At 64.0% G+C, this 11,418-nt stretch carries 13 protein-coding genes; all 13 read left to right on the top strand.

The window, feature by feature from the left end; all coding sequences use genetic code 11:
* Nucleotides 1-259 precede the first annotated feature (259 nt).
* The 13 genes from cysT to C6A77_RS24425 all read left to right on the top strand — a co-directional run bounded on the left by cysT (nt 260) and on the right by C6A77_RS24425 (nt 11,283).
* Nucleotides 260-1,078: a sulfate ABC transporter permease subunit CysT gene (gene cysT / locus C6A77_RS24485; protein WP_025341028.1), complete on the top strand. Its 819-nt coding sequence runs from the start codon at nt 260-262 to the stop codon at nt 1,076-1,078.
* An 11-nt stretch (nt 1,079-1,089) separates the two neighbouring features.
* On the top strand, nt 1,090-1,962 hold the full coding sequence (gene cysW, locus C6A77_RS24480) for a sulfate ABC transporter permease subunit CysW (RefSeq protein WP_114171932.1): 873 nt from the start codon (nt 1,090-1,092) through the stop codon (nt 1,960-1,962).
* Nucleotides 1,963-1,965: 3 nt separating this feature from the next.
* Complete coding sequence (locus tag C6A77_RS24475) at nt 1,966-2,955, top strand: sulfate ABC transporter ATP-binding protein (protein WP_114171931.1); 990 nt, start codon at nt 1,966-1,968, stop codon at nt 2,953-2,955.
* A 445-nt stretch (nt 2,956-3,400) separates the two neighbouring features.
* The gene (locus C6A77_RS24470) at nt 3,401-4,195 is read left to right on the top strand and encodes an energy transducer TonB (RefSeq protein WP_114171930.1); all 795 of its coding nucleotides are present in this window, start codon (nt 3,401-3,403) and stop codon (nt 4,193-4,195) included.
* Between the two features lie 29 nt (nt 4,196-4,224).
* Nucleotides 4,225-4,944 carry a MotA/TolQ/ExbB proton channel family protein gene (locus C6A77_RS24465; RefSeq protein ID WP_114171929.1) on the top strand — a complete coding sequence of 240 codons (720 nt, stop codon included), beginning with the start codon at nt 4,225-4,227 and terminating at the stop codon, nt 4,942-4,944.
* A 1-nt stretch (nt 4,945) separates the two neighbouring features.
* Nucleotides 4,946-5,347, top strand: a complete 402-nt coding sequence (locus tag C6A77_RS24460) for a biopolymer transporter ExbD (protein ID WP_114171928.1) — start codon at nt 4,946-4,948, stop codon at nt 5,345-5,347.
* Between the two features lie 285 nt (nt 5,348-5,632).
* A complete protein-coding gene (locus C6A77_RS24455; RefSeq protein ID WP_114171927.1) occupies nt 5,633-6,214 on the top strand; it encodes an alpha/beta hydrolase in 582 nt (193 codons plus the stop codon).
* A 64-nt stretch (nt 6,215-6,278) separates the two neighbouring features.
* Nucleotides 6,279-7,109: a sigma 54-interacting transcriptional regulator gene (locus tag C6A77_RS24450; protein WP_114171926.1), complete on the top strand. Its 831-nt coding sequence runs from the start codon at nt 6,279-6,281 to the stop codon at nt 7,107-7,109.
* Between the two features lie 175 nt (nt 7,110-7,284).
* The gene (locus tag C6A77_RS24445; protein WP_114171925.1) at nt 7,285-8,070 is read left to right on the top strand and encodes a MetQ/NlpA family ABC transporter substrate-binding protein; all 786 of its coding nucleotides are present in this window, start codon (nt 7,285-7,287) and stop codon (nt 8,068-8,070) included.
* Between the two features lie 268 nt (nt 8,071-8,338).
* Nucleotides 8,339-9,004 (top strand): amino acid ABC transporter permease, encoded by a 666-nt coding sequence (locus tag C6A77_RS24440; protein ID WP_114171924.1) that lies wholly within the window; start codon nt 8,339-8,341, stop codon nt 9,002-9,004.
* A complete protein-coding gene (locus C6A77_RS24435; protein WP_114171923.1) occupies nt 8,985-9,644 on the top strand; it encodes an amino acid ABC transporter permease in 660 nt (219 codons plus the stop codon). Before C6A77_RS24440 ends, C6A77_RS24435 begins: the two co-directional genes overlap by 20 nt.
* A complete protein-coding gene (locus C6A77_RS24430; RefSeq protein ID WP_114171922.1) occupies nt 9,641-10,414 on the top strand; it encodes an amino acid ABC transporter ATP-binding protein in 774 nt (257 codons plus the stop codon). Before C6A77_RS24435 ends, C6A77_RS24430 begins: the two co-directional genes overlap by 4 nt.
* Complete coding sequence (locus C6A77_RS24425) at nt 10,411-11,283, top strand: transporter substrate-binding domain-containing protein (protein ID WP_114171921.1); 873 nt, start codon at nt 10,411-10,413, stop codon at nt 11,281-11,283. Before C6A77_RS24430 ends, C6A77_RS24425 begins: the two co-directional genes overlap by 4 nt.
* Nucleotides 11,284-11,418: the final 135 nt, after the last annotated feature.

The raw sequence follows: 11,418 nt of genomic DNA, 5'->3' as shown, positions 1-11,418 counted from the left end.
TCCACCCCCCAAATTCTTCATTCAGGGCGGTGTGTGCGACCACATCAACCCGCCCCAGAACGGGCCTGGCAAACGGGGGGCCGGGCTGGGCCCCATCGCCGGCAAGCCAGCTCCCACAGGGATCGCGCAGCCCTCAGGCCTGTGGTAATCCTGTGGGAGCTGGCTTGCCTGCGATGGGCTGCGCAGCAGCCCCAGAATTCAGAAGCTAGCACCGGCCCGGGATCTGTCCCGGGTTTCGTGCGTTCAACCAGGGATATTTATGTCACGTCGCATTTCCCCCGTCATACCCGGCTTCGGGCTGACGCTGGGCTACACCTTGGTGTACCTCAGCCTGATCGTGCTGATACCGCTGGCCGCCATGTTCGTGCATGCCGCGCAGCTTACCTGGGAGCAGTTCTGGAACGTCATCAGTGCGCCGCGGGTGATCGCCGCGCTCAAGCTGAGTTTCGGTACTGCCCTGTTCGCCGCCATCATCAACGGTGTGATCGGCACCCTGCTGGCCTGGGTGCTGGTGCGCTACACCTTCCCCGGGCGCAAGATCATCGATGCGATGATCGACCTGCCGTTCGCCCTGCCCACGGCCGTGGCCGGTATCGCCCTGACCGCGCTGTATGCGCCTTCGGGCTGGGTCGGCCAGTTCGCCACCGACCTGGGCTTCAAGATCGCCTACACCCCGCTGGGCATCACCCTGGCGCTGACCTTCGTCACCCTGCCGTTCGTGGTGCGCACGGTGCAGCCGGTGCTCGCCGACATTCCGCGTGAAGTCGAGGAGGCCGCCGCCTGCCTGGGTGCCAAGCCGTTGCAGGTGTTCCGCCATGTGCTGGCGCCAGCGCTGCTGCCGGCCTGGCTCACCGGCTTTGCCCTGGCCTTCGCCCGCGGTGTCGGCGAGTATGGCTCGGTGATCTTCATCGCCGGCAACATGCCGATGAAGACCGAGATTTTGCCGCTGCTGATCATGGTCAAGCTCGACCAGTACGACTACACCGGCGCGACCTCCATTGGCGTGTTGATGCTGGTGGTTTCCTTCATCCTGCTGCTGCTGATCAACCTGCTGCAGCGCCGCATCGAAACCCCTTGAAGGAGGCCGGCATGTCCAGTTCATCCCTGAATGCAACCGCCGCCGCCAACGCTGCCCGGCGTGGCAGCGCAACAGCCCGGCGCGTGCTGATCGGCCTTGGCTGGCTGGTTTTCGCGCTGTTCCTGCTGCTGCCGCTGGTGATCGTGGTGTCGCAGGCGCTGAAGAACGGCTTCGGCACCTTCTTCGAGGCGATCTTCGAGCCTGACGCCTTGTCGGCGCTGAAGCTGACCCTGCTCGCCGTGGTCATCTCGGTGCCGCTCAACCTGGTGTTCGGCGTCAGCGCCGCCTGGTGCGTGAGCAAGTACACCTTCCGTGGCAAGAGTATCCTGGTCACCCTGATCGACCTGCCGTTCTCGGTGTCGCCGGTGATCGCAGGCCTGGTCTACGTGCTGATGTTCGGCGCGCAAGGCCTGTTCGGGCCGTGGCTGCAGGACCACGATATCCAGATCGTGTTCGCCCTGCCGGGCATCGTCCTGGCCACCATCTTCGTCACCGTGCCGTTCGTGGCCCGTGAACTGATCCCGCTGATGCAGGAACAGGGCACCCAGGAGGAGGAGGCCGCGCGCCTGCTCGGTGCCAATGGCTGGCAGATGTTCTGGCACGTGACCCTGCCGAACATCAAGTGGGGCCTGATCTACGGCGTGGTGCTGTGCACCGCGCGGGCGATGGGCGAGTTTGGCGCGGTATCGGTGGTGTCGGGGCATATTCGCGGCGTGACCAATACCTTGCCGCTGCACGTGGAGATCCTCTACAACGAGTACAACCATGTCGCGGCCTTCAGCGTGGCCAGCCTGTTGCTGATCCTGGCGCTCTTCATCCTGCTGCTCAAGCAGTGGAGCGAGAACCGTATTAACCGCCTGCGCCACAGCGCCGCGGAGGAATGATTCATGTCGATCGAAGTTCGTAACGTCAGCAAGCGCTTCAACAGCTTCCAGGCCCTGGACAACATCAACCTGGACATCAACAGCGGCGAGCTGGTGGCCCTGCTCGGCCCGTCCGGCTGCGGCAAGACCACCCTGCTGCGCATCATCGCCGGCCTGGAAACCCCGGACCAGGGCAATATCGTGTTCCATGGCGAAGACGTGTCCGGCCACGATGTGCGTGATCGCAACGTCGGTTTCGTGTTCCAGCACTACGCGCTGTTCCGCCACATGAGCGTGTTCGACAACGTCGCCTTCGGCCTGCGCATGAAACCCAAGGGCGAGCGCCCGAGCGAGAGCAGGATTGCCGAGAAAGTGCACGAACTGCTGAACATGGTGCAGCTGGACTGGCTGTCCGACCGCTATCCCGAGCAGTTGTCCGGTGGCCAGCGCCAGCGTATCGCCCTGGCCCGTGCGCTGGCGGTCGAGCCCAAGGTACTGCTGCTGGACGAGCCGTTCGGTGCGCTGGATGCCAAGGTGCGCAAGGAGCTGCGCCGCTGGCTGGCGCGCTTGCACGAGGACATCAACCTGACTTCGGTGTTCGTGACCCACGACCAGGAAGAGGCCATGGAGGTGGCTGACCGTATCGTGGTGATGAACAAGGGCGTGATCGAACAGATCGGCTCGCCGGGCGAAGTGTACGAACACCCGGCCAACGATTTCGTCTACCACTTCCTCGGCGACTCCAACCGCCTGGCCTTGAGCGAAGGGCACCATGTGCTGTTCCGCCCCCACGAAGTATCGCTGTCGCGGCATGAGACCGAAGGCCACCATGCGGCCGAGGTGCGGGATATCCGGCCGTTGGGTGCAACCACGCGGGTGACGTTGAAAGTGGAAGGGCAGAGCGAGCTGATCGAGGCCGAGGTGGTCAAGGACCATGACAGCCTGACCGGGTTGGCGCGGGGCGAGACGCTGTTCTTCCGGCCGAAGGTTTGGCAGAAGGTGGCGGATATCTGAGTCGCCTTTGATGATGAAAGCCCGGGGTTGGTCCCGGGTTTTTTTATGCCTGATGGATTGCCGGGGCTGCTTTGCAGCCCATCGCCGGCAAGCCAGCTCCCACATTGACCGCATCGACTGTGAGCCATGTACAGGACCTGTGGGAGCAACTGTCTTACTCAATTTCTAAAGGCTGGCGCGATCCCTGTGGGAGCTGGCTTGCCGGCGATCGAGGGCGCAGCCCTCGCGGCAATTTCATGCCGTACGCGAATATTTTGCATGCCCGCAATGCATCGCCTTGAACTGGCCTTCCCGCAGCCCGCGAATTGCGCGGCTTTGCCACAATCCATCAAAAATCATATTCATTAAAGTTCTAACCATAATTTCAAACATTACTTTAAGAGATAAGCCTCTGGCACCGATGATTCAGCCACACACCTGAATCGAGATCCCTGGAGTCTGATCAATGGGTAATGTCCAATCGGCCGTCAGGGCCTACGACCAGCCATGGCGCCCGGCCCCGGGCGACCTGGTCGAGCTTGGACGCGCGCTTCGCCTTCCGCTTGGCCAGCTGCGCCTGCAACGCACGCCCGCAAGCGGGCTCAGGCACCGCGACAAGCTGGCGCTGGGCCTGCTGGTGCTGGCGCTGCATGGCGCTGCCGCGTACTGGATCAGCCAGGCACCCACGCCCGAGCTGCCGGTGGTGCCGCCACAGGTACCGCCCATGACCATCGAGTTCGCTGCGCCGGCACCGCCTGTGGTCGAACCTCCCCCGCCAGCCCCCGCGCCGCCTGTGGTCCAGCCGCCACCCCCGGTCGTCGACGAGTTGGCCGCCAAGCCCAAACCGAAGCCGAAGCCCGCGCCCAAGCCGGTGCTCAAGCAAGCGCCGAAGCCCCAGCCCAAGCCGGTCGAGGCACCACCGCCAGCGCCGGTGGCCGCCCCGGCCCCGCCAGCCCCGGCACCACCGGCGCCGGCCCCGATCACCCCGGCCTCGGCCAACGCCGCGTACCTGAAGAACCCGGCGCCAGAGTACCCGCAGATGGCCCAGCGCCGTGGCTGGGAAGGCACCGTGCTGCTGCGCGTCGAGGTCCTGCCCAGCGGCAAGCCTGGGCAGATCCAGGTGCAGAAGAGCAGCGGCCGCGACGCCCTCGACGCCGCTGCCCTGGCCGCAGTCAAGCGCTGGAGCTTCGTGCCCGCCAAGCAGGGTGATGCGGCCCAGACCGGCTGGGTCAGCGTGCCGATCGATTTCAAGCTTCGCTAATTTTTCGCAGAACACAGGAAGACATCATCATGAGCCTGCTGGCATCCCCCGTTGAATCCGTTGAAAGCGCAGTCATCTGGCTGCTGGTTGGTTTTTCCGTCGTCACCTGGGGCCTTGCGCTGGCCAAGGTCGTGCAGTTCGTGCGCCTGAAGAACCAGGACAAGCGCTTCCACCAGCAGTTCTGGGCCGCCTCGAGCCTGGACTCGGCCGCCGAACCCAGCCATGAACTGCCTGGCCCGGCCGCCCGCGTCGCCCAGGCCGGTTACGCCGCCAGCGCCGTCGGTGACAGCCAGGCCAATGACCTGAGCCACGCCATCAACCACCAGGACCGCCTGGAGCGCGCCCTGCGCCAGCAGATCGTGCGCGAGCGCCGCTCGCTGGAAACCGGCCTTGCGGTAGTCGCCAGCATCGGCAGCACCTCGCCGTTCATCGGCCTGTTCGGCACCGTGTGGGGCATCATGGAAGCGCTCAAGGGCATCAGCGCGGCCGGCTCCGCCAGCCTGGAGACGGTCGCGGGGCCGATCGGTGCGGCACTGGTGGCCACTGGTGTGGGTATCGCCGTCGCGGTCCCGGCGGTGCTGGTTTACAACTACTTCCTGCGTCGCCTCAAGCTCACTGCCGCCGACCTCGAAGACTTCGCTCACGACTTCTACAGCCTGGCGCAGAAGAGTGCCTTCCGCGTGCTGGTGCACCCGGCTGTGCACAAGCCGCAGGCCGGGTTCACCCAACCGGTGAAGGAGGCGTCCTGACATGGCCTTTTCGACCCAGGACAGCGACGAAGTCCTCAGTGAGATCAACGTAACGCCGCTGGTGGACGTCATGCTGGTGCTGCTGGTGGTGTTCATCGTCACCGCGCCACTGCTGACCAACGCCATCCCCATCAACCTGCCCAAGACCGAGGCCGTGGCCCCGGTGGAGCAGAAGGACCCGCTGGTGGTCAGCATCGATGGTGACGGCAAGCTGTTCATCAACAAGGACGAGATCCAGCCTGACCTGCTGGAAACCAGCCTCAAGGCGGCCAAGGGCAAGGACGCGGACTTGCGCGTGCAACTGCAGGCCGACGACGGTGTGAATTACGGCGAAGTGGCGCGAGCCATGGCGGCCATCGAACGTGCGGGGATCAGCAAGCTGGCGGTGATTACTGCGCGCTGAACCCGTCAACCCTCTTCAGGCAAGTGCTTAGGGGCCATATCTCTTGGCAGGGGATGGCCCTATTTTTTTGCCTGTGATGGCCCTATCGCCGGCAAGCCAGCTCCCACAGGATCTCCACGGTTGCTGAAGCTTGCGCTGTGCCTGTGGGAGCTGGCTTGCCGGCGATAGGGCCATAAGCTCAAAGAAGTAAATTTAGTTATTAACAAATAGCTTCTTATTCCTTTACTGATATAACTCCACCCCTATACTGGTCTCCAAGCACGCAAACTCACTGGAGGCGTCCCCATGCGCAACGAGTCGATCCGTTACCTGATTGTGCCGGGCTGGCAAGGATCGCCAGACAACCATTGGCAAAGTCACTGGCAGCGCAGCCTGCCCAACAGCGCTCGGGTCGAGCAGCACGACTGGCTCACCCCGCAACGCCAGGACTGGGTGCAGGCGCTGGAGCAGGCGATTGCCGCCGAGCGCTCGCCGGTGATTCTGATCGCCCACAGCCTGGGCTGCGTCACCGTTGCTCATTGGGCCGCGCAGGCCAGCCCGGCCCTGCTGCGACGGGTGCGTGGCGCGCTACTGGTGGCACCGGCTGACGTCGAGCGGCCGACCTGCGCGCCGGCGCTGCGCAACTTCGCGCCGATCCCGACCGAGGCCCTGCCGTTCCCCAGCCAGGTGGTCAGCTCCGACAACGACCCGGCCGTGAGCGTGCCCAGGGCGTTGTACCTGGCCCAGGTCTGGGGTGCCGAAGCGGGGCTGCTGAGCAACGCCGGGCATATCAACGTCAAGTCCGGCCATGAGCGCTGGGAACAAGGCTTCGCCTACCTGTACCGCTTGCAGAGCCGGGTCGAGCAGCGCGCACTGCGCCGCGCCTGATCGCCCTTACTGTTTACCATTTGCCTGACGCCCGGCCACTGCAGGCCAGGGGCGGGAGTTCGTCATGACTTTTCAAAACCCGTTTGGTCAGCCGTTGCTGACCTTTCCTGAACTGGACAAGAGCCCGCTGAGCATCCGCGCCAAGGCGCTGGTATTCATCGACGCGCGTTCGCAGCAGCTGCGCGAAGAGCTGGAGCAGCTGGCGCCACAACCCCTGCCGGTGCTGATCCGTGGTGAAACGGGCACCGGCAAGGAGCTGCTGGCCCGGCAGATCCACCGCGCCAGCGACCGCGGCGGGTTGTTCGTGTCGGTCAACTGCGCGGCCATCAGCCCGACCTACGCCGATGCCGAGCTGTTCGGCTACAGCGCCGGCAGCCATGGCGGCACGGCCAGCAGCCGCGCCGGCTGGTTCGGCTCGGCCAACGGCGGCACGTTATACCTGGACGAGATTGCCGACCTGCCGCTGGCCATCCAGGGCAAGCTGTTGGCGGCGCTGGAAAATCGCGAGGTCACGCGGGTGGGCGCCCAACAGCCACAGCCGGTGGATGTGCGCCTGGTGGCCGCCACCAGCATCGACCTGGCGCGGGTGGTGCGGGCAGGGCGCTTCAACGAGCGCCTTTACCAGTACCTGCGCGAGGGCGCGCTGGAACTGCCGCCGCTGCGCGAGCGGCGGGGCGACATTCTGCCGTTGGCCGAGTACTTCGTGGGTATCTACAGCGTGCGCCTGCAGCGCCCTGTGCCGCTGGTGAGCGAGGCGGCGCAGCAGGTGCTGGAGGCGCACTCCTGGCCCGGCAACACCCGTGAACTGGAGAACGTCATCCACTTCGCCTTGCTGGTCAATGACGGCGAAGAGATCCTGGCCGAAGACCTCGACCTGGCCAAGCCTGCGGGCTAGACATCGCTCATAAGCAAAGCGGCTGATGGCAATTTGTTTTTGGAATAAGCAGCTAAATAAAAGATATTGTTCCGGCATAAAAAATCTAGGTATTGTCCGTTTCACGCCCGCTGGTGAACCGGTTGGGCACCCGATTCGCCATCGTCGATGGCCCAGAACCAGAACAAGGACCACCATGAAGAAGACCCTGCTGACCACCGCCCTGGCCGCTGCCCTGTCGTTCTCCGGCCTGGCTGCCGCCGCCGAGAAACTGGTGGTTGCCGCCACCCCGGTACCGCATGCCGAAATCCTCGAACTGATCAAGCCGACCCTGGCCAAGGAAGGTGTGGACCTGCAGATCAAGGTCTTCACCGACTACGTGCAGCCCAACGTGCAGGTCGACCAGAAGCGCCTGGACGCCAACTACTTCCAGACGCTGCCGTACTTGCAGAACTTCAACGAAGGCAAGGGTACCCACCTGGAAACCGTGATCGGCGTGCACGTCGAGCCCTTCGGTGGTTACTCGAAGAAGGTCAAGAGCCTGAGCGAGCTGAAAGAAGGCGCCACCGTTGCCATCCCTAACGAGGGCAGCAACAGCGGTCGCGCCTTGCTGCTGCTGCAGAAGGCAGGCCTGATCACCCTGAAAGACCCGAAGAACGCCCTGGCCACGCCCAAGGACATCGCCGAGAACCCGAAAAAGCTGAAGTTCCGCGAGCTTGAATCGGCCATGCTGCCGCGCGTGCTGGACCAGGTCGACCTCGACATGATCAACACCAACTACGCCCTAGAAGCCGGCCTGAACCCGGCCAAGGATGCGCTGGTGATCGAAGGTGCCGATTCGCCGTACGTGAACTTCCTGGTCGCTCGCCCGGACAACAAGGACAGCGCCGCCATCCAGAAACTGGCCAAGGCCCTGACCAGCCCGGAAGTGAAGGCATTCATCGCCAAGAAGTACGAGGGTGCGGTGCTGCCGGCGTTCTGATCTGCTGAAGTGTTGAAGACGCCGACATTCGTGTCGGCGTTCTTGTTTCAGGGCGCACCTCAACCTGTGGGAGCGGGCGCGCCCGCGAACACCGGCGTAGCCGGTGCCATCCACCGCGGCGCCTGCTTCGCGGGCATGCCCGCTCCCACAGGTTGAGGCCTGGCATGTTGGTGATATGTTTATTCGATAAATGTATTTAGTAAAATGTTTTTAGAACCTTAAAGTCTAGCCATCGTGCCGCCGCGCACCCAGCTGACTTGCTTTACCCATGACCCTCGACACCGCATTCATCCTCAGCACATTGCCCGCCTTCCTCAAGGCCGTGGGCGTGACCCTGCAGGTCGGCCTGATCGCCATCGTCACCTCGTTGCTGGTCGCCCTCGTCAACGCCACGCTGCTGGTGTTACGTACCCCCTACCTGTGGCGCCTGGTCAAAGCCTACGTTGAGCTGGCCCGCAACACGCCACTGCTGATCCAGCTGTTCTTCGTCTACTTCGCCTTGCCCAGCCTGGGCGTGCAGGTTTCCGGCTTTGCCGCGGCGATCATCACCATGACCTTCATGGGGGGCGCCTACCTTACCGAGGTGCTGCGTGCCGGCGTCGATGCCGTGCCCCGCGGCCAGCTGGAGTCCGGGCGTTCCATCGGCCTGTCCGAAGGCCAGCTGCTGCGCCACGTAGTGCTGCCCCAGGCCGGCATCCTCAGCCTGCCGGCACTGTTCGCCAACTTCGTCTTCCTGCTCAAGGAAACCACCGTGGTGTCGGCGGTGGCCGTACCGGAAATCCTCTACACCACCAAGAACTACATCGCGTTGTACTACAAGACCTATGAAATGCTCACCGTGCTGACCCTGCTCTGCGTGCTGCTGTTCCTGCCGCTGTCGTTGCTGCTGCGCTATCTGGAAAGGAGGTTGCAGCATGGCCAGTTCGGCGTTTGAACTGCTCTTGCAGATCTTGCCGCAGTTGGCCGGTGGCGCAGCGCAGACGCTGGCCATTTCCGCGCTGGGCATCCTCTTCGCAACCCTGGGCGGCGTGCTCTATGGCGTCCTGGCAAGCCTTGGCAATCGGGCCTTGAGCATCGCCTTGCAGGTTTACCTGGAGCTGTTTCGCGCCATCCCGGTGCTGGTCTGGTTGTACCTGGTGTTCTTCGGCCTGCCGATCTTCTTTGCCTTGAGCATCCCCAGCTTCTGGTGCGCGGTGCTCGTGCTGGGGTTGTGGGGCGCCAGCGAGGTGGGCGAGGTGGTACGCGGTGCACTGCGTTCGCTGCCGCGTGGCCAGCGCGAGGCGGGGCTGTCGATTGGCCTGGCCGGCTGGCAGCTGTATGGCTACGTGCTGCTGCCACAGGCGCTCAAGCGCATGACCCCGCCGACCATCAACATTTACACCCGGATCATCAAGACCAGTTCGCTGGCAGTGCTGATCGGCGTGGTCGAGGTGATCAAGGCCGGCCAGCAGATCATCGAACGTACCTACGAATCGGTGCTGATCTACGGCGTCTTGTTCCTGTTCTTCTTCATCGTCTGTTATCCGCTGTCCGCCGCTTCACGCGTGCTGGAATGCCGCTGGGCACACTCATGAGCGCATTGATCGAATTTCAAAGCTTCAACAAGTTCTTTGGCGAGCATCAGGTGCTCAAGGATATCGACCTTCAGGTGGCGGCCGGTGAGGTGGTGGTCATCCTCGGCCCCAGCGGCTGTGGCAAGAGCACGCTGCTGCGCTGCCTCAACGGCCTGGAGCAGGCCCACGGCGGCCACCTGCGTCTGGCCGGGCGGGAGCTGCTCGAACTGCGTACCGACTGGCGCGAGGTGCGCCAGCGGGTCGGCATGGTGTTTCAAAGCTATCACCTGTTCGGCCACATGAGCGTGATCGACAACCTGTTGCTGGGCCCGTTGAAAGTGCAAAAGCGCGCGCGGGCCGAAGCGCAGGCCCAGGCCGAGGCACTGTTGGCGCGGGTCGGCCTGCTGGACAAACGCGACGCCTTTCCCCGGCAGTTGTCGGGTGGCCAGCAGCAGCGCATCGCCATCGTGCGGTCGCTGTGCATGAACCCCGAGGTGATGCTGTTCGATGAGGTTACCGCAGCCCTCGACCCGGAAATGGTCAAGGAAGTGTTGCAGGTGATTCAGGGCCTGGCCCGCGATGGCATGACCTTGCTGATCGTTACCCACGAAATGGCCTTCGCTCGCGCGGTGGCCGACCGCATCGTGTTCATGGAGGCCGGCAGGATCCTTGAACAGGGTGACCCCGAGAGCTTCTTCACCCGACCGCAGACCGCACGCGCGCAGCAGTTTCTGGAGAAATTCTCCTTCCTGGAAAGCCTGCCGAAGACACTGCACAAGGAACTGTCATGAAAACTGCCAACCTCACCAAACTGCTGGCGCCGCTGTTCGGCCTGGCCCTGCTGGCCGGCTGCAACAAGGCCGAAGAGCCACCGAAACCGGCGGCGGCATCGCCGGCCACCAGCTACCTGGAAACCATCAAGGCCCGCGACAAGCTGATTGTCGGGGTGTTCACCGACAAGCCGCCGTTCGGTTTCGTCGATGCACAGGGCCGCTACGTGGGCTTTGACACCGACATCGGCCGGCGCCTGGCCAAGGACCTGCTGGGTGACGAAAACAAGGTCGAGTTCGTTGCCGTGGAGCCGGCCAGCCGTATCCCGTTCCTGCAGAGCGACAAGGTCGACCTGATTCTCGCCAACATGACCGTGACCCCGGAGCGCAAGGAAGCGGTGGACTTCACCAACCCCAACCTGCGCGTTGCCGTGCAAGCCATCGTGGCCGATGGCAGCCCGGTGCAGAAGCTCGACGACCTGGCCGACAAGACCATCATCGTCACCACCGGCACCACCGCTGATATCTGGCTGACCAAGCACCATCCGGACTGGAAGCTGCTCAAGTTCGAGAAGAACAGCGAGTCGCTGCAGGCGCTGGCTACCGGGCGTGGCGATGCCTATGCCCAGGACAACCTGATCCTGTTCAGCTGGGCCAAGCAGAACCCGGGCTACCGCGTGCTGCCGGAGTTGCTGGGTGACGAAGCGCCGATTGCACCGGCGGTAAAGAAGGGCAACATCGAGCTGCGCGACTGGGTGAACGCCGAGTTGGCCAAACTGGGGGAAGAGAAGTTTCTGCTGAAGCTGTATGACCAGTATGTGCGCAAGGAACTGAGCGATGACACCAAGCCGGAGAGCGTGATCGTCGAAGGGGGCAAGTGGCAGGGATAATCGGGTAAGGGGGCCGCTTTGCGGCCCATCGCCCGGGGGGCGCCCCCCCCCCCCCCCCCCCCCCCCCGGGCCCCCGGGGGGGGGGGGGGGGGGGGGGGGGGGGGGGGGGGGGGGGGGGGCGGCGGCCGCCCGCGC

It is taken from the genome of Pseudomonas sp. AFG_SD02_1510_Pfu_092 (assembly GCF_003331055.1).
Lineage (GTDB): Bacteria > Pseudomonadota > Gammaproteobacteria > Pseudomonadales > Pseudomonadaceae > Aquipseudomonas.
The sequence above is the reverse complement of the archived record's forward strand: the minus strand, read 5'-3'. Positions and strand labels throughout refer to the sequence as shown.